At 67.1% G+C, this 18,504-nt stretch carries 15 protein-coding genes; 12 read left to right on the top strand and 3 right to left on the bottom strand.

Translation table 11 applies throughout. The features are described from left to right. Positions 1-276 precede the first annotated feature (276 nt). Positions 277-2,217 (top strand): multicopper oxidase family protein, encoded by a 1,941-nt coding sequence (locus tag NGB36_RS33535; RefSeq protein WP_255923879.1) that lies wholly within the window; start codon positions 277-279, stop codon positions 2,215-2,217. A gap of 510 nt (positions 2,218-2,727) precedes the next feature. Here NGB36_RS33535 and NGB36_RS30720 read toward each other — a convergent pair. Both NGB36_RS30720 and NGB36_RS30715 read right to left on the bottom strand, forming a co-directional pair. After that, the gene (locus NGB36_RS30720; protein ID WP_255923878.1) at positions 2,728-3,009 is read right to left on the bottom strand and encodes a hypothetical protein; all 282 of its coding nucleotides are present in this window, start codon (positions 3,007-3,009) and stop codon (positions 2,728-2,730) included. 272 nt (positions 3,010-3,281) lie between these two features. Beyond that, positions 3,282-3,818: a hydrogenase maturation protease gene (locus NGB36_RS30715; RefSeq protein WP_255923877.1), complete on the bottom strand. Its 537-nt coding sequence runs from the start codon at positions 3,816-3,818 to the stop codon at positions 3,282-3,284. Between the two features lie 202 nt (positions 3,819-4,020). Here NGB36_RS30715 and NGB36_RS30710 point away from each other — a divergent pair, with 202 nt between their 5' ends. The 6 genes from NGB36_RS30710 (at position 4,021) to NGB36_RS30685 (ending at position 9,967) form a co-directional block, all read left to right on the top strand. Then, positions 4,021-5,169: a 4Fe-4S dicluster domain-containing protein gene (locus tag NGB36_RS30710; protein ID WP_255923876.1), complete on the top strand. Its 1,149-nt coding sequence runs from the start codon at positions 4,021-4,023 to the stop codon at positions 5,167-5,169. Continuing rightward, complete coding sequence (locus NGB36_RS30705; protein WP_255923875.1) at positions 5,166-5,681, top strand: cyclic nucleotide-binding domain-containing protein; 516 nt, start codon at positions 5,166-5,168, stop codon at positions 5,679-5,681. The genes NGB36_RS30710 and NGB36_RS30705 overlap by 4 nt, the downstream gene beginning before the upstream one ends. Beyond that, entirely contained in the window at positions 5,678-6,514 is an 837-nt protein-coding gene (locus NGB36_RS30700; RefSeq protein WP_255923874.1) for an FAD/NAD(P)-binding protein, read from the top strand. The genes NGB36_RS30705 and NGB36_RS30700 overlap by 4 nt, the downstream gene beginning before the upstream one ends. A 1-nt stretch (position 6,515) precedes the next feature. After that, entirely contained in the window at positions 6,516-7,313 is a 798-nt protein-coding gene (locus NGB36_RS30695; protein WP_255923873.1) for an NADH-quinone oxidoreductase subunit B family protein, read from the top strand. Further along, positions 7,310-8,677, top strand: a complete 1,368-nt coding sequence (locus NGB36_RS30690) for a Ni/Fe hydrogenase subunit alpha (RefSeq protein ID WP_255923872.1) — start codon at positions 7,310-7,312, stop codon at positions 8,675-8,677. Before NGB36_RS30695 ends, NGB36_RS30690 begins: the two co-directional genes overlap by 4 nt. A gap of 216 nt (positions 8,678-8,893) precedes the next feature. Next, a complete protein-coding gene (locus NGB36_RS30685) occupies positions 8,894-9,967 on the top strand; it encodes a LacI family DNA-binding transcriptional regulator (RefSeq protein WP_255923871.1) in 1,074 nt (357 codons plus the stop codon). Positions 9,968-10,309: 342 nt separating this feature from the next. Here the strand turns inward: NGB36_RS30685 and NGB36_RS30680 are convergent, their stop codons facing one another. Then, positions 10,310-11,797: a carbohydrate-binding protein gene (locus NGB36_RS30680; protein WP_255923870.1), complete on the bottom strand. Its 1,488-nt coding sequence runs from the start codon at positions 11,795-11,797 to the stop codon at positions 10,310-10,312. Between the two features lie 307 nt (positions 11,798-12,104). Between NGB36_RS30680 and NGB36_RS30675 the strand changes: the two genes are divergently transcribed. From NGB36_RS30675 to NGB36_RS30655, 5 genes are all read left to right on the top strand, one after another. Continuing rightward, entirely contained in the window at positions 12,105-13,412 is a 1,308-nt protein-coding gene (locus NGB36_RS30675; protein ID WP_255923869.1) for an ABC transporter substrate-binding protein, read from the top strand. Then, on the top strand, positions 13,409-14,410 hold the full coding sequence (locus NGB36_RS30670; protein WP_255923868.1) for a carbohydrate ABC transporter permease: 1,002 nt from the start codon (positions 13,409-13,411) through the stop codon (positions 14,408-14,410). Before NGB36_RS30675 ends, NGB36_RS30670 begins: the two co-directional genes overlap by 4 nt. Then, entirely contained in the window at positions 14,407-15,297 is an 891-nt protein-coding gene (locus NGB36_RS30665) for a carbohydrate ABC transporter permease (protein ID WP_372509569.1), read from the top strand. The genes NGB36_RS30670 and NGB36_RS30665 overlap by 4 nt, the downstream gene beginning before the upstream one ends. Before the next feature lie 50 nt (positions 15,298-15,347). Next, positions 15,348-16,781: a GH1 family beta-glucosidase gene (locus tag NGB36_RS30660; RefSeq protein WP_255923867.1), complete on the top strand. Its 1,434-nt coding sequence runs from the start codon at positions 15,348-15,350 to the stop codon at positions 16,779-16,781. Positions 16,782-16,881: 100 nt separating this feature from the next. Then, on the top strand, positions 16,882-18,117 hold the full coding sequence (locus NGB36_RS30655; protein WP_255923866.1) for a glycoside hydrolase family 64 protein: 1,236 nt from the start codon (positions 16,882-16,884) through the stop codon (positions 18,115-18,117). Positions 18,118-18,504: the final 387 nt, after the last annotated feature.

The following is an 18,504-nucleotide window of genomic DNA, read 5'->3' as shown; positions in this document are numbered from 1 at the left end:
GGATCCGGGCCGTTCTGATCGGAGCCGGCCCGGGGCCGCCGGCACCCCTGTGGATCTCATCGGGCAGCGGAGTTGGGCCATTCGTGTTATCCAGAAAGGAGCGGAAGGATGCGGTCCTATACCTGCGGCGCCCCGGTCGAGGGCCAGGGGCGAGCTTGGAGGGAGGCACCACCTCATGGTCCACGGCATGTGCAGAAAAGCACCCCATCACGGTGTGGTATCTCGGAGCGTGCCTCACGGCCTGTATCGCTGCTGGCTATCCGATGGAGGGTCCAGGTGATCAGCAGGCGATACGTGTTGAAAGCCGGAGTTATAGGCGGCGGCTGTCTGTTCCTGCCTAAGACTGCATCACAGGTCCATGCACCGACTGGAGCCATGGATCCGGTGGCAATAGAAAAGTACGTCACCGAGCTGCTGATACCGCCGGTGATGCCGTGGGACCGCCGGGACCGGAAGACGGGCCTGGACTCCTACACGATCGGTGTTCGCCAGTTTCGGCAGCAAATCCTTCCCCCTGGTCAACCGGCCACAACGGTATGGGGATACGGATCCACCCAGCATCCAGAAACCTTCAACGCCCCCTCCTTCACCATCGAGGCGGAGTTCGACCAGGCGGTGCGGGTGACCTGGGTGAACCAACTACGCGACTGCAAGGGCAACTACCTTCCGCATCTGCTGCCGGTGGACCCCACATTGCATTGGGCGTATCCGCCCGGCGGAATGTCTGGCCGGGATTCCCGCCCCACCTACGCCTCGACCCCCGGTCCGTACACAGGCCCGGTACCCATTGTGACCCACCTGCACGGGGGACAGAGCAGTGAGGAAAGCGACGGCTACGCTGAGGCGTGGTACCTGCCCAACGCACTCGGCATCCCCGCGGGATACGCCCCCGTCGGTTCCTTTTACCGCAAATTTGGAGAGAAGTTCGAAGAGCGGTTCGGGCAAGGCTGGAGCAACGGGGAGGCCGTATTCCAGTACGCCAATCGCGAGCGGGCCTCGACACTCTGGTTCCACGACCACGCCCTGGGGATCACCCGGCTGAACGTGTACGCCGGCCTGGCCGGTTTCTATCTTCTACGCGGCGGGCCCGACGACCTGCCGCCTGGTGTGCTCCCAGGCCCTGCACCGAAACGCGGCGACGCGCCCACAGGGAGATTCTGCGAAATACCGATCGTGATCCAGGACCGGTCGTTCAACACCGACGGAAGCCTCTTCTATCCAGCTAGCAGAGCCTTCGCCGACGGATTCAAGGGACCCTACATCCCGGGGAGCGACATACCGCCGATCTGGAACCCCGAGTTCTTCGGCAACACCTTGGTCACCAACGGCAGGACCTGGCCGGTGCTCCCGGTCGAGCCGCGCCGCTATCGGTTCCGCTTCCTGAACGGATGCAACTCCAGGTACCTGGTTCTGAAGATCGTCGCCGATCGGCTCGCGCACAGACCGGTGCCGCCCGCGCTGCCGTTCTGGCAGATCGGAAGTGAGGGAGGCTTCCTGCCGGCACCCGTTGAGCGCGACCAGCTGCTGATAGCGCCGGCGGAACGCGCAGACGTCATTGTCGACTACACATCGATCCCCGTCGGAACCGATCTATACCTCATCAATGAGGGTCCGGACAGTGCGTACCAGGGCGGCAAGGTGGGTACCGACTTCGCCCCGGCGGAACCGAGGACCACCGGGCAGGTCATGAAGTTCACCGTGAAACCGTTGACCTCCCCGGACACCACGGTACCGCCCAGGCATCTCACCCTCCCCGCGCTCACACCGATAGGCCCCGCGAGCCGAACGAGGCAGGTCTCCTTGAACGAGGAGAAATCCGCCCGCCTGAACGGAGTGGGGACCCGCGCTGTGCTACTCGGCACCCTGGATCCCAACGAAAAGCCAGTTCCCATGCGTTGGGCCGACCCTATAACGGAGAACCCTGCGCTGGGGGCGACCGAAATCTGGGAGATCCACAACCTCACGGCCGACGCCCACCCGATCCACATCCACGAAGTCCAGTTCCAGGTGGTAGACCGGCAGCCGACCGGACAGGCAGCACGTGCTCCCGAACCCTGGGAGAATGGCTTCAAGGACACCGTGATCACGTATCCGAACGGGGTCACGCGGGTGAGGGTGAAGTTCGATCAAGAGGGCCGGTACATGTGGCACTGCCACATGCTCGATCACGAGGACAACGAAATGATGCGCCCCTACCACGTCGGGCCCCTGACCTGAACCGCCCCGACGCCTGGTGAACGCTCATGCCCGACCTTCTCTTTCTGGCCGGCCTTGGAGGTGATCACGTCTGCGCTATGTCGTCTTCCCGAAGAAAGAGATCAGGACCGGACGGGTCCGAGTCACGCTGCACCTCATAGAAAGTCCGGCCCTTACGGTCCTGTACGACATCCATGACGGTGCCCTGCTCGGTTCGATCCGAGACATCGGGTTGGGGTGAGAAACGTACGCGGTCACCTTTGTTGAACCGCATGGAGGTCCCTGCCTCTCGCGAAAGTTGATACGGTTGTATGGGTTGGGGAGGGCTCACCGCAAGGTCCCCATGGCTGATCAGGGCTCTATGCCATCGAATATCAACCTACGATCCAGAGCGACCGGTGGCGGCCAAACGAGTGATCACTTCAGAGGAAATCCCCTCCGGGTGCATGCCCCCTTTGGCGCGGAGCGCTGCCGAGCGATGGCGATGAGGGCGGTGCTGCCGGGCCGGCTGCCGCCCGCCCCGGCGGCAGCTCAACTGATCATGCGCTTGCGGACCCTATCGTCACGGCCGATACAGCGCAGCGCCACATGGCCGCCCCGACCGTGCGCCACGTGCCGGTCGACCGCCTCGTAAGCGATGTTCAGCCCCTTGCCGCCCGGCAGGCCGGACAGCTGCTCACGGGCCCGGGCCCAGTCGAACCGCGCGCATTCGCGCTCGTAGTCGCCGAGATTCGGCGCCACGCGCGGGTGCGATGCCTTGCGGATGATGGTCGCCGTCCCTGCCATCGGCTCGGTCGTCGTCTGTGTCGCCATGGCGCGCCTCCTTCCACATCGATGATCACCTGTCGGGCGACCGTCCGCAGGGGCCGAATGGCCCGCCGCCCGGATCCTGCCGGGGACATCCGGACCTGACTGCCGCTCCTCCTGCTGCTCCCCTCGGGCTTCGCCGGCCCGGCGGCGCCGGACCGCGTCCTCGTGCTGGGCCTGCTCCAGGGCGATTCGCAGCCGATGCCTTCGGCCGCCCAGCTCTGCATTCCAGGGTGGAAGCTGAGGTTCCGTACCCGATCGAGACGGGTTTGGTGGCGCTACACGCCCCTGTCCCCGTTGTTGTTTCGGGCGTACTGGGTGATCTCGTCCGCGATCCGTTCGGCGAGCGGTTCCACCGCAGACGCGACCGGGGCGGACAGGCCCGTGCCCAGGCTGGCGTCGGCGCCTTCCACCGCGTAGACGACCAGCCGGCTCGGGAGGCGGCCGAGCACGCGGGCGAGTTCGACAGCGTCGCCGAACCCGAGCCCGTGCGAGCTGGTGGCGCCACCGTCCAGGGCCGGTTGGTCACCGTCCAGCTCCAGGCGGTGGACACGGCCGGGCTGCCCAGGCTCGACGAAAGCCGAGTCGACCACGATGGCCAGGTCAGTACCTTCCCACAGTGAGATGAGCCGGGCCGGCTCGCCGTCGCATACCCGGAGCGCGGTCCCCTCTGGCACCGGGTACCGCTCGGCCCGTTCGGTCAAGGCAGCGACCACTGCCCAACCTGCGCCGTCATCACGCCGAAACTCGTTGCCGACCCCGATGACCGCGATCCGCGCGCGGTGTCCTGGTACGCGGTAAGCAGGCACGTCCATGACCCTCATCATTCCCGCTCGTATCACCCGGCCGACGCGGGGCAGACCCAGCTGAGCCATGTGAGGGATGAACAGGGGCCACCCGGACCACAGCGGGGACCGAAGGCCCATGCCCGCCGAGAGAAGACCGCCCATACTGGCCCCGACAGGCTCGGACGAGATCACAGTCCGGTACGGCACTGGCAGGGCTGGGAGGTGCGCCATGCCGGATGGCACCCCCCATTCGGTGATCGACAAAGATGGCCTGGATGCGCTGATCAGCGTCCTGACCGGGCACGGCCGCACCGTGATCGGGCCGACCGTTCGCGACGGCGCGATCGTGCTGGCCGAAGTCTGTGGCGGCGACGAACTCCCCTACGGCTGGGGAGTCGAGCTCGAGGCCGGCCATTACCGGCTGAAGCGGCGCGAGGACGGAGCCGCGTTCGCACACAGCGCAGGCCCGCAGTCGTGGAAGACGTTTCTGCACCCGCAACGGGTACGGGAGTGGAGCGCCGAGCGGCGCGCCGACGGCGAGTTGGTAATGGCGGAGGACGACACACCGCCGCCTTCGTATGCGTTCCTCGGGGTGCGGCCGTGCGACCTGCGGGCTATCGCGGTGCAGGACCGAGTGCTCACCGGCGGTCCGTACGCCGACCGGGCCTACCGTGGGCGGCGCGAGGGGGCTTTCCTGGTGGCGGTGGAGTGCACCGAGCCGGGAGCCACGTGCTTCTGCGTGTCTATGGGCACTGGGCCGGCCGTGGATGATGGCTACGACCTGGCGCTGACCGAGGTGATCGACGACCAAGGGCACCGCTTCCTGGTACGCGTGGGCAGCGCGGAGGGCGAGGCGGTGCTGGCCGAGCTGCCGTGCCGCTTTGCGGATGCCGCCACCGAGACGGCGGCTCGCGAGCGTGTCGCCGAGGCCGTCGGCCGCATGGGCCGGACCATGCCTCCGGTCGACCTGCAGGTTCTGATGCGGGAGACGTTGCAGGCGGAGCGCTGGAACGACGTCGCCGCGCGCTGCTTGACGTGCGGGAATTGCACCATGGTCTGTCCCACCTGCTTCTGTACGACCGCCGAGGAGGTCACCGACCTCACCGGAGATCACGCCGAACGGTGGCGACGCTGGGAGTCGTGCTTCGACTTGGAGTTCACGCATCTGCAAGGTGGACCGGTTCGTGCCTCCTCGCGCAGTCGCTACCGGCAGTGGTGCACTCACAAGCTTGGTACCTGGTATGACCAGTTCGGCAGCTCGGGGTGTGTCGGCTGCGGGCGGTGCATCGTGTGGTGCCCGGTCGGTATCGACATCGTCGAGGAAGCGCATGCGCTCAACGACGAGCGGGCGGCCGCGTCGGAGCAGGCGGCATCATGAACGACGCACACGAGCGCGCGGAAAAGGCGGGGACGACCGTCGGCCATGGATTTCTGGGCGCGCTGTCTCCCGGCCATCGTGAGCGGCTGCTCTCCTTCTCCCGTGAGACGTCCTTCCCGGCTGGCACCCGTATTTTCGACGAGGACGGCCCGGCCGACCGGTTCTGGATCCTGCGTTGCGGGCATGTCGCCCTCGACGTCCACGACCCGGGCCGCGGCGCGGTCGTCGTGGAGACCCTCGGTGAGGGCGAACTCCTCGGCTGGTCCTGGCTGTTCGAGCCGCACCGCTGGCACCTGGGCGCGACCACCCGCGACCTGGTGGAGGCGTACGAGTTCGACGCGCGTCAGATGCGCGCAGCGATCACGGAGGATCCCGCATTCGGTCTGGCAGTAACCCAATGCGTCGCATCGGTAGCCATCGGACGAAGACTACGGGCTTGCCGGATCCGCCTGCTCGACCTGTACGGGCCACCCGGCACCGGAGCAGCCACGCACGGTGGTGATGCGTCGTGATCGCGCCCGAGGTGCAGGTATGCCCAGCCGGGGTTCCCCTGCCGTACCGGGTGGTGGGGCACGCGATCGAGGCGCCCGACGTCGCGACGATCGCGCTGGAGCCGGTGGGCACGGCGCTGCCGCCGTTCGCCCCCGGCCAGTTCGCCATGGTCTATGCGTTCGGCGTCGGCGACATCCCGGTGTCCGTCTGCGGGATCGAGGGCCGGCGCCTCACCCACACCATCCGGACCGTCGGCGCGATCTCCGGTGCGCTGCATCAGGTGCGGACCGACGAGATGGTCGGCGTGCGAGGCCCGTTCGGCACTGGCTGGGAGCTGCCCGCCGCTACCGGGCAGGACGTGCTGGTGGTGGCCGGCGGCATCGGAATGGCGCCGCTGCGGCCGGTGGTGCTCGCCGCGCTCGCCGCCCCCGAGCGATACAGGCGGCTGAACGTCCTGATCGGCGCCCGCACGCCCCGCGACCTGCTCTACACCCAGGAGACAGCCAACTGGCAAGCGGCCGGCGCCCAGGTCCTAGTCACCGTCGACCGTCCGGACGCGGAGTGGACGGGCGACGTCGGCGTCGTCACCACACTGCTGGAGCGGGCGGCCTTCGACCCGCACGAGACCGCGGCGTTCGTCTGCGGCCCCGAAGTCATGATCCGAGCCACCGCCCGCGACCTCGTCCATCGAGGCCTTGCTCCTGACCGGATCCGCGTGTCGCTGGAGCGAACCATGCACTGCGGCACCGGCCACTGCGGCCACTGCCAGCTCGGCCCCCTGCTGCTGTGCCGCGACGGTCCTGTCGTCGACTGGTTCCGTGCCCAACCTCTTCTTGGCGTACGGGAGCTGTGAGATGACCGCCGACACCGACCGGCCCGCGGGACGCCCCAAGCTCGCCGTATGGAAGTTTGCCTCGTGCGACGGCTGCCAGCTAACCCTGCTCGACTGCGAAGACGAACTTCTCGGCATCGCTGACAAGTTGCAGATCTCCTACTTCCTCGAGGCCTCCAGTGCCCCCGGGCCCGGCCCGTACGACCTGTCGCTGGTCGAGGGCTCGGTCACCACGCAGCAGGACATCGAGCGTATCCGGCACATCCGTGAGGTCTCCCGCCGCCTGGTGACCATCGGCGCCTGCGCAACCGCAGGCGGTGTCCAGGCGCTGCGCAACTACGCCGACGTCGCCGAATTCCGCGCCGCCGTCTACGCCAGGCCGGACTACATCCAGACGCTGGAGACCTCCACCCCCATCAGCGCCCACGTCCCGGTCGACTTCGAGCTGCGCGGCTGCCCGATCGACCGCGGCCAGCTGATCGAGGTCATCACCGCCTACCTCGTCGGCCGCGCCCCGGACGTCCCGGAACACAGCGTCTGCTTCGAGTGCAAGCGACGCGGCACCGTATGTGTGATCGTCGCTCACGGCACGCCCTGTCTCGGCCCGGTCACCCACGCCGGCTGCGGCGCGCTGTGCCCCGCCTACGGGCGCGGCTGCTACGGCTGCTTCGGACCGTCCAACTCCACTAACTTCCCTGCCTTCATCCCGCTGTTGCGCCGCGACGGGATGAACACCCTGGACGTGGTGCGGGTGCTGCGCACCTACAACACCGCCGCCCCCGAATTCGAGGCGGCCTCACGGAAGGAACTGCGAGGGTGACCCACCGCGAATCCAGGGTGCTGCGCATCCGCTCCCTCGCCCGCGTCGAAGGCGAGGGAGCACTGCACCTGCGCCTGCGCGACGACCAGGTCGACCAGGCCCGGCTGCAGATTTACGAACCACCTCGCTTCTTCGAGGCGTTCCTACGCGGACGCTCGTACACCGAGCCGCCGGACATCACCTCGCGGGTGTGCGGGATCTGCCCGGTTGCCTACCAGATGAGCGCCTGCCGTGCCGTTGAGGACGCCTGCGGCGTGATCGTGGACGGACAACTCGCGGCGCTGCGCCGCCTGCTGTACTGCGGCGAATGGATCGAAAGTCAGACCCTGCACATCTACCTTCTGCACGCACCCGACTTCCTCGGCGCCGACAGCGCCATCGACCTGGCGCGCACCTGGCGCACCGATGTCGAGCGCGGCCTGCGCCTCAAGCAAGCCGGCAACGCCGTCATGGAACTCCTCGGCGGCCGCGCCATCCATCCCGTCAACATCCGCCTGGGCGGCTTCTACCGCACCCCGGCCGCATCCGAACTGCGCCCGCTCGTCGAGAGGCTGCGCCGCGCCCGTGACGACGCCGAACAGACCGTGCAGTGGGTCGCGGGTTTCGACTTCCCCGACGCCGGATGCGACTATGAGCTGTTGGCCCTCGCCGAACCCGGCACGTACGCCATCGAATCAGGTAACCCGACCGCGATGAGCGCACCGAGCACGGCAGGGCTGCCCGCCGACTCCGACCGCGCGCTGCCCACCCGCACGTTCGGCGTCCGGGAGTTCGGTGACCACGTCGTGGAGACTCAGCTGCCGCATTCAACCGCACTCAACTCGCTGCTCGACGGCCACCGCCACCTGACCGGCTCCCTCGCCCGCTACGCGATCAGCGGACAGTGGCTCTCCCCGATCGCTCTGCAGGCAGCACAGGACGCCGGGCTCGGTGACCCGCGCCAGGGCGCGGTATGCCGCAACCCCTTCCGCTCCATCATCGTCAGGGCGGTCGAGGTGCTCTACGCCGTCGACGAGGCGCTGCGCATCATCGACACCTACGAACCGCCACCACGCCCGTACCTCGATGTGCCGCCTCGCGCTGCCACGGGCCACGGAGCCACCGAGGCACCCCGCGGCCTGCTCTACCACCGCTACACCCTCGGCGCCCACGGCACGGTCACCGATGCCAACCTCGTCCCGCCCACCGCGCAGAACCAAGGCGCGATCGAGGAGGACCTGCGCCGCCTTGTCCAAGAACACCTCGGCAGCGGCGAGCCCACAGACGCCGAGCTGACCAACCTGTGCGAGAAGGCCATCCGCAACCACGACCCGTGCATCTCCTGCTCCACCCACTTCCTAAAACTCACCATCGAGCGCAGCTGAGACGGCCGGGCTCGGACTCGACGCCGTCGAACTCTGCTGGACTCTGCCGACCTGGTGGGTGTCGGCGGACAAGACCGGTTCGAACCGCCGGAAAGCCTCTCTCGTTGGGGTCGGGCGAACAGAATAGGCATGCTGTGAGCGCTCTCAGATGTTCTAGGTATCCTGTCACCAGCACGACCTGCCGTGCCGGACGCGCTGTGAGCGAGGAGCCTGAACGTGACCAAGCCGCCGATCCCAGGGTCCCAGGCCGATACGTTGCGGCCGACGCTAGAGGCGGTGGCGGCACTCGCCGGGGTGTCGCGGGCGACCGTGTCCCGGGTGGTCAACGGTGGGGCGGGGGTTCGGGCCGAGCTCCGGGATAAGGTGCAGCGGGCTGTCGAGGAGCTCGGTTACGTGCCGAATTTGGCGGCGCGCACCCTGGTGACCCGTCGCAACGGAGCAGTCGCCGTGGTGATTGCCGAGCCCGAGGACCGGGTGTTTTCTGACCCGTTCTTCGCCCAGCAACTGCGCGGCATCAGTAAGGAACTGTCGGCCGCCGACTGCCAGTTGGTGCTGTTGCTGGTGGCGGACCGGAAGGACTACGAGCGGGTCGGGCGGTATCTCGCCGGCAGTCATGTCGACGGGGCGCTGCTGTTCTCGCTCCACGGGGACGACCCCCTGCCCGCGATGACGAAGAAGAGCGGCCTGCCCACCGTGTTCGGCGGTCGCCCTGGCTGGCTGGGCGGTGAGACCGACGCGAGTGTGTTGTATGTCGACAGTGACAATCGAGGTGGTGGGCGGTTGGCCGCCCAGTACCTGCTCGATCGGGGCTGCCGTAGGATCGCCACGATCACCGGGCCGATGGATCAGACCTCGGCAATGGACCGGCTGGACGGCTGGCGCGACGCCTTGATCGACGCCGCCGACCCCGAGCTTGTGGAGTGTGGTGACTTCACGCCGGAGGGGGGAGGACGGGCGATGGCCGCCCTGCTGGCGCGACGCCCGGACCTTGACGCGGTTTTCGTGGCGTCTGATCTGATGGCTTCGGGTGCGTTGTACGTACTGCGCGAGAAGGGGCGGCGCGTGCCCGAGGACGTGGCGGTGGTCGGGTTCGACGATGTGGAGTCAGTGGCGCAATGGACCGATCCGCCACTGACCACGATCCGTCAGGAAATTGAGGGCATGGGGCGGATCATGGCCCGATTGCTGTTGCGACGACTGGGGGCGGAAGGCAGTGATCCCGCTGCCGTCATTGGCACCCAGTCATCGGTGATCACGGGTACTCGGCTGGTAGTACGGGCGTCGGCCTGAGAGGCCGGTCGTGGAATTCGCCGCCGCAGTCGCTCGATGGCTGGGGTGCTCCGTCGGCCGATGGGCCTCACTTCGGCGACCGGCTCGCCACGGCTGCCGGGGCGGCGGGCGCGCGGGAGCCGGGTACCACCGGTGTGCGCATGGAGGCCGCGGCCGCCATGCCCGCCAGGAAGTGTTCATCGCCTGGGCATCCGGACCTCCAGGGTGGGGAGACGGCACTCTTCGCGTCAGGGATCTGGGACCCGGCCTGCAGAGGGGGTATGCGGGCTTTCCTCGCCTCTGCAGGCCGGGAGCTTTCTTCTACCGGTCATCCGGGCCGGGGCTGTCGTAGCCGGTCGGCTCTCATCTGGTTGGGAAGGTGAACCAGTGCAGGCTCACGTAGGGCGCGCTGGCTCCGGAGTTGAAGACCAGGTAGACGGTGTGAGTGCCGGTGGTTTCTGCGATGTTGGCCGGAATGGTGGTCCAGTTGTTCCAGCCACCGGTGTTGCCGACGGAGAAGGACCCGATCGGCGGATTGCTGAGGCTGTCGAGTACCACTTCGACCAGCCCGCTCACTCCGCCTGTGGCGCCTGAGGCAACCCTGGCATCGAACTGGCTGGATCCGGTGGATCCGAAGTCGATGTTGTCGTAGCGCAGGTAGGCGCCGTTGGACAGCTGGGCGATCTGGTTGCCGTCCACGCCGCTGGGATTGGTGTCGTCGGTGGCCGGGGTGGCCGCAGCGAGCCCCGAGGACGCGGCGTCGTTGCAGTCGGCCGAGATGTCGGAGGTCGCCACAGTGGTGCACGAACCCGGAGACGGTGTGGGTGTGGGAGTCGGTGTGGGCGTGGGAGTCGGTGTGGAGCCGCCGTTGGTCTGGTACACCGCGAACCAGGCGACGCTCATGCCTGCATCGGAGGAAGTCGCCGCGGAGGGTGAGTTGCAACCGCAGATGGCGTTGGGGTAGGCGCCGCCCATGGCGAGGTCGAAGATGGCGAAGAAGCCGTGGTCGACCGCGGCCTGCCAGGTCTGGATGGGGACCTGGCTTTCGTTGACGGCGAAGGTCTGGGTGCCGTCAAGGTAGAAACGCAGCTGCTCGGCGGAGGTATTGGTGCGGTCCACGATCACCGAGTATGTGTGGTAGCCAGTCTGGCAGCCAGGACAGGCCTGCAGACCGCTGCTGATGCCAGTGGTCTCGTTGCAGGGGCCGCCCGGGTCCACACCACAGTGGAAGGTGGTGGAGTGCTCGCTGAGCGCGTTGACGTCCTCCATGATGTCCAACTCGCCGATGGAGGGCCAGTTGGTAGCGCCGACCGGGCGGGCGGCGGCGCCCATCGCCCAGAAGGCGGGCCAGTAACCGAGACCGTTCGTGGGGTTCGGCTGCTCGATGGAGGCGCTCATCTCCATCTCGCCCCCGGGAGGAGCGGCGAAGTCGGTGCGCTGGGTCTCCACCCGGCCCGAGGTCCAGTTGCCGTTCGCGTCCCGGATCGGTTTGATCACCAGGTGGCCGTTGCCGTCGAGGTAGACGTTGTTGGTGGAGTTAGTCATCGTCTCCACCTCGCCGGTACCCCAGTTGCCAGCACCGCCCGGATAGCTGGTGCCAGTGTCGTAGAGCCAGTTGGAGCTGTTCAGGGGGGATCCGGCCGAACCGTTGAAGTCGTCACTGAAGGCGGTGGTCCAGCCTGGGGGCGCGGGCGGCACGTCACCGGCGGCCGCTGGGCTCGCCGTGACGGTCAGGCCGATCAGGGCGGCCAGCGGCAGCGCGAAGGCCAGGAGCAGGGCCAGCGTTCGGCGCTGGGTACGGTGGCCTGGTGGGGTGTTTGGCCCCGGTGTCCGAGCGACTCTAGTTCTCATGATCGAGGCACCTCGGGGGTGAGGGTGTTCGCCGGGCCGCGGCTCGGGCCGGGCGGTGGAACATATCGAGAGCGCTCTCAAGCCGCTGACGCTAGAAGCGGACCCCGCCTCTGTCAATACGCGCGACACAACTTGCACTGGCTCCCCGGAACAGCCGCCCCGAGGCTCCCGGTTGGCAGGCCGGGCGGGCCTGCGGGCTCTGCTTGCGGCGGCTTCGACCCTTGACGCGAACTCCAAGGGAAGGCATTCTCCTCCGCAATGAGCTCGAGAGCGCTCTCACGCATGGATGAAGTCAAGGGAGGCTTTCATGCGCACGGCCAGAACGAGGCGAACCGGGATTGTTGCGCTGGGTTGTACGGTCCTGACCGCCACCGCGTTGCTCAGCGGCTGTGGCTCTTCGTCAGGCGGCTCCTCCGCGAACGGCGGTGGCAAGATCACCTTAACCATCGACCTGTTTGGGACCTTCGGCTACAAGGAAGCGGGGTTGTACGCCGAGTACGAGAAGCTGCACCCGAACATCGTGATCAAGGAAACCGATACCGAGAACGAGGCCGACTACTGGCAGGCACTGCAGACACACCTGGCAGCCGACAGCGGCCTGGGGGACATCCAGGGCGTCGAGGTCGGGCGGATCGCGACGGTGGTGCGGCAGGAGGCATCCGACTTCACCGATCTGAACACCCTGGGTGCCTCCTCGGTGACGAGGAACTTCCTGCCGTGGAAGATCAAGGTCGCGACCACCCCCTCCGGGGCTGTACTGGGGCTGGGTACGGATATCGGGCCGGAGGCCATCTGCTATCGCTCGGACCTGCTCAAGCAGGCGGGGCTCCCCACCGACCGGGCGGCCCTGGCCCAGAAGTGGTCCACCTGGACCGGGTATGTAGGTCTGGGCAAGCAGTACCAGGCTCACGCTCCCGCGCACAGTGCTTGGACGGACAGCGCGACGGGTTTGTTCACGGCGATGACGGGCCAGCAGGCGGTGCGCTACTACGACCAGAGCGGCAAGCCGGTGTACGGCAGCAATCCGCTGGTGAAGAGCGCCTGGGACACCTCAGTGGAGGCGGCGCGGGCCGGAATCACCGCGAAGCTGACCCAGTGGTCCCCGCAGTGGAACCAGGCGTTCAGCACCGGCGCCTTCGCTACCCTTCCCTGTCCGGCATGGATGACCGGCTACATCAAGGGCCAGGCCGGCGCGGCGGGGAAAGGCAGGTGGGACATCGCACCGGGGCCGGGCGCCACAGGCAACTGGGGCGGCTCGTACCTGGCCATCCCGAAGACCTCCCCGCATCAGAAGCAAGCCTACGACCTGATCGCATGGCTGACCGCCAAGGATCAGCAGGTAACGCTGTTCGAGAAGGAGGGCAACTTCCCGTCCAACACCCAGGCCATCGGCGCCGTGCAGAACTACACCGACCCGTACTTCAACAACGCGCCAGTCGGCCAGATCTTCGGTGACTCGGCGAAGAACATGCCGGTGCAGGTGCTCGGGGTGCATGACGGGGATGTCAACACCGCGCTGACTAACGCGCTTTCCGAGGTCGAGCAGAAGGGCGTCTCCCCGCAACAAGCTTGGCAGAACGCCATGAATAACATCGCGAACGCGGTCGCCCAATGACACAGACAGCAACCCCTCCCCGGTTCACCGTGGGACCGCAGCGACGTGGCGCTGGCCACGTCCGGCGCCGTGGTCGGTGGGACGTGAAGTACTCGCCGTACGCGTTCGTCGCACCGTTCTTCGTGCTCTTCGCCGCCTTCGGGCTGTTCCCGCTGATCTACACCGCCTACATCTCGTTGTACCGGGTGGAGCTGACCGACCCCGGGCAGAGAGTATGGGCGGGGCTGGGAAACTACGCCGGGCTGCTGCACGATCCGTTCTTCTGGAACGCGCTGCGCAACACCTTCACCATCGGGGCGATCTCCACCATCCCGCAGCTGCTGATGGCGCTGGGCCTGGCCCACCTGCTCAACTACCGTCTGCGCGGGCGGACCTTCTTCCGAGTCGCCATGATGATGCCGTACGCCACCTCGGTTGCCGCCGCCACGCTGGTCTTCGCCCAGCTCTTCGGTCGCGATTACGGCCTGATCAACTGGGCCCTGGGGCTCGTAGGCGTCCACCGGATCGACTGGCAGAACGGCACCTGGGCCTCACAGGTCGGCATCTCCACGATCGTCACCTGGCGCTGGACCGGTTACAACGCGCTGATCTACCTCGCCGGGATGCAGTCCATCCCCGCCGAGCTGTACGAGTCGGCCGCCATCGACGGCGCCTCGCGTTGGCAGCAGTTCCGACATGTGACCATACGCGGGCTGCGCCCGACGATCATCTTCACCGTCATCGTCTCCACCATCGGCGCCACCCAGCTGTTCGGCGAGCCTCTGCTGTACGAAGGCGGCACCCGCGGTCCCAGCGGAGGTGTCTCGCACCAGTACCAGACCCTCGGGCTCTACCTGTACGACCAGGGCTGGAGTTTCTTCCACCTGGGCCGGGCCGCCGCCGTGGCGTGGGTGATGTTCCTGATCATCGTGGTGCTCGTCACGCTCAACACGGGGATCGCCCGGCTGCGCTCCTGCGACGAACGCGCACTCGGACGGAAAGGGAGGGCCTTACGTTGACCGCCGCCACACTCACGGCCCGGCTGCGCCGCACCCGGCAGGCCCGACGAGCCGCCGCTCCCGGAGCACGTCACCTGCGCCCCGGCTGGCTCGCCTACACCGTGTTGATCGCCGCGACCGCGGTCTTCGCCTTCCCGTTCTACTGGACCGTCGTCGCCGCCACCCAGCCGAACACCGCGATCAACGCCGTTCCTCCGGCGCTGCTGCCCGGCGGGAGGCTGACCGGCAACATCAAGGAAGTCCTTGCCGAGACCGATCTCGGCAAGGCCCTGCTCAACTCACTGATCGTGGCAGGATCGGTGACCGTCGGCACCGTGCTGTGCTCCACCCTCGCCGGTTTCGCCTTCGCCAAACTCCGCTTCCGCGGCCGTCACGCACTGCTGGCCCTGACCATTGGCACCATGATGATCCCACCCCAGCTGGGCGTCATACCGCTGTTCATCGTCATCGCCAAGCTGCACTGGGTGAACCAGCTCCAGTCCGTGATCCTGCCAACCCTCGTATCCGCGTTCGGGGTGTTCTTCATGCGACAGTATCTGCTGCAGGCGCTGCCCGACGAGCTCGTCGAGGCCGGTCGGGTGGACGGCGCCTCCCTCTTGCGGATCTTCCTGCGCATCGTGCTGCCCGTCGCCCGCCCAGGCATGGCCGTCCTCGGCATGCTCACTTTCATGGCCGCCTGGAACGACTTCTTCTGGCCCGTCATCGCCCTCACCGGCGACAACCCCACCGTCCAGGTCGCCCTCAACGCCCTGGGCAACGGCTACGTCCACGACCAGTCCGTCATCCTCACCGGCGCCCTGCTGGGAACACTGCCGGTGCTGCTCGTCTTCACCCTGCTGGGGCGGCAGATCGTCAGCGGTATCGTGCAGGGCTCCGTCAAGGGATGAGCCGCCCCGAACCCTCCCTGCAATCCACCGACCGCACGGAAGGCCATCCCATGACGTACCAGGTCCTGACCGGCGCCACTTCCGCCACGCTCCGCTTTCCCGCCGACTTCCTGTGGGGCGCCGCCACCGCCGCCTACCAGATCGAGGGCGCAGCCACTGAGGGCGGTCGCACCCCGTCCATCTGGGACACCTTCAGCCGCACGCCCGGCAGGGTACGCACCGGCGACACCGGCGACATCGCCACCGACCACTACCACCACTTCCGTGAGGACGTCGCCCTCATGGCCGACCTCGGCCTGAAGGCGTACCGCTTCTCCGTCTCCTGGCCCCGCGTCCAGCCCACCGGCCGCGGCCCCGCCCTCGAACGCGGCTTGGACTTCTACCGGCGCCTCGTCGACGAACTCCTCACCGCCGGGATCACACCCCTCCTCACCCTCTACCACTGGGATCTCCCCCAAGAACTTGAAGACGCCGGCGGCTGGCCCGCCCGCGACACCGCCAGCCGATTCGCCGACTACGCGGCCCTGGTCGCCCGCGCCCTCGGCGACCGCGTCCCGATGTGGACCACGCTCAACGAGCCATGGTGCTCAGCCTTCCTCGGCTACGGCTCCGGCGTCCACGCCCCCGGTCGCACCAACGCCGCCGACGCCCTGCGCGCCGCCCACCACCTCAACCTCGCCCATGGCCGAGCCACCATCGCACTGCGCGCCGTACTCCCCAGCACCGCACAACTGTCCATCACCCTCAACCTCGCTGCCGTCAGCGCCCACACCACCTCACCCGAGGACCTGGAAGCGGCCCGCAGGATCGACGGCTTGGCCAACAGGATCTTCCTCAACCCGCTCTTCCACCGCCAGTACCCCGACGACCTGCTCAAGGACACCGCGCACATCACCGACTGGTCCTTCGTCCACGAGCCTGACCTGGCAGACATCGGACAACGCGTCGACTTCCTCGGCATCAACTACTACAGCCCCACCGCCGTCGCCGCGGCAGATTCCTCACGGCCCTCCCCAGACACAGCGCAGCCGGGAGCCTGGCCCGGCTGCGACAACATCAGCTTCCCGCCAGTACCCGGCCAACGCACCGCAATGGACTGGCCCGTGGACTCCGGCGGCCTTCACCAGCTACTCCTGCGACTGCGTGACGAGCTGCCCGCCCTACCCCTCATCATCACCGAGAACGGCGCTGCCTACGAGGACCACTGCGAACCGAACGGCACCGTGCACGACCCGGAACGCATCGCCTACCTCCAGGCACACCTCGAGGCCGTGCACCGGGCGTGTGCCGACGGCGCCGACGTGCGGGGCTACTTCGTCTGGTCGCTACTGGACAACTTCGAATGGGCCCACGGCTACTCCAAACGGTTCGGCCTCGTCCACATCGACTTCGCCAGCCAGCGACGCACTCCCAAGGACAGCGCCCGATGGTACGCAAACATCATCCACACAGGAACACTCGCCAGGCGTCGCTGCACCGGTTAACAACGAGCCCAATCACCCACCCTGGCTACGTACGGTTTGCGCTTACGTACGCAGGCCCGGCAAGACGCCCAAACAACGAACGGGAAAGAGTGCGTACATCATGGTGACACGAAGGACATTCCTGACAGTCTCAGCCCTCGGAGTCTCCGCAGCGGCCGCGCCGTCGTTAGTCAACGCCCCGGCGGCGCGTGCGGCAACCCAGCCGCTCACTGCGAGCACACTGAACCTCGCGCTGGTCAACAACACCGGATCAGACACCGTCTACGCCTACGTCACAGGGCTGGCGATTGACAACAACAACGCCCTCTGTCTGCTCGAATCGGACGGCGCGACGGTGTACTACCCCTCGTCGCCGTCGGCCACGCTCAGCCCACTGGGCGCGGACTGCGCGATAGCGCTCAACGCCTCGGGTGCGGCCGCGCGCACCGTCACCATCCCCCACCTAGCCGCCGCGCGGGTATGGTTCTCCATAGGATCGCCGCTCACGTTCCTGCTCAACCCCGGGCCCGCGCTGGTACAGCCGTCGGTCAGCAACCCATCTGACCCGAACATCAACCTCGCGTGGGACTTCTGCGAGCTCACCTACAACGACTCACAGCTCTACGCGAACATCAGCGCGGTCGATTTCGCGTGCCTGCCGATCGGGCTGACGCTCATCAACGCCTCTGGTGCACAGCAGAACGTGTCCGGTCTGCCCACCGGTGGCGTCGACCAGGTGTGCTCGGGCCTGCAACAGCAGGCCGCCTCCGACGGCCAGGGATGGGACAAACTCATCGTCACCTCCAACGGACACAACCTGCGCGCGCTCAGCCCGTACAACGGCATGGTCATGGATTCGTCGCTCTTCCAGGGCTACTTCGAGCCCTACGTCAGCCAGGCATGGCAGCACTACTCGTCAACATCTCTGACTGTTGACACACAGAACAGCGCGGGCAACGTCACCGGAACCGTCACTGGCAACCTGCTGACATTCAACGGCGCCGGCTCCTTCGCGGCTCCGAGCACCAGCGACATCTTCAGCTGCGCCACTGGACCGTTCAACACCGCAGGCATGAATCAGACCATGCTCGCGATCGTCCCCCGGCTGGCAGCTGCCTTCAACCGCACCACGTTGCTGATCGACTCGAACCAACCGGACGGCGAAAACCCGGCGACGTACTACACGAACAGCCCGACCAACCACTACGCACGCATCGTGCACGCAACCGAGACCAACGGCCTCGGCTATGCATTCCCATACGATGATGTCACGCCCATAGGCGGCGCCAACCAGTCCGGCGCCGTATCCGATTCCAACCCCACGCTGCTCACCATCACCGTGAGCTCACCACACTAGCCTTGCGCATACACGCGGCGATGAGTCGCCCGCTGCCATCAGCGAGCCACTCATCGCCGACAGTCAGCCCTTTCCGTGCGCCCAGCAGCATGGGAGGTGACACCGTGTTCTTGCCGTCCTCGTCGCTTGCCGGCCTGGACGGGCATCCGATTCCTGCCGGCGCAACCGTCGTATTCAGCCACGAGCGTGTCCGAAAGGTCGCGTAAGTCCGTGACGTGACAGGCTGGCCGAGGCCCAGGGGCGTGTAAGGATCTTTGTGTAAGTCCATAGGGTTCAACTGGACGTTGAGCCTGTCCTCGAAGAGGAGTGTGGCGCGACCTGGTTGACATCGCGCGCCTTGGCCTGGGAGATGCTGCCCTCGACGCCAGCGCGGGTGCGGTAGCGCTC

The sequence above is a fragment of the Streptomyces humicola genome, from assembly GCF_024436035.1.
Classification (GTDB): Bacteria; Actinomycetota; Actinomycetes; order Streptomycetales; family Streptomycetaceae; genus Streptantibioticus_B; species Streptantibioticus_B humicola.
Note: the sequence above shows the minus strand (reverse complement) of the source record. Positions and strands in the feature narration are given on the sequence as shown.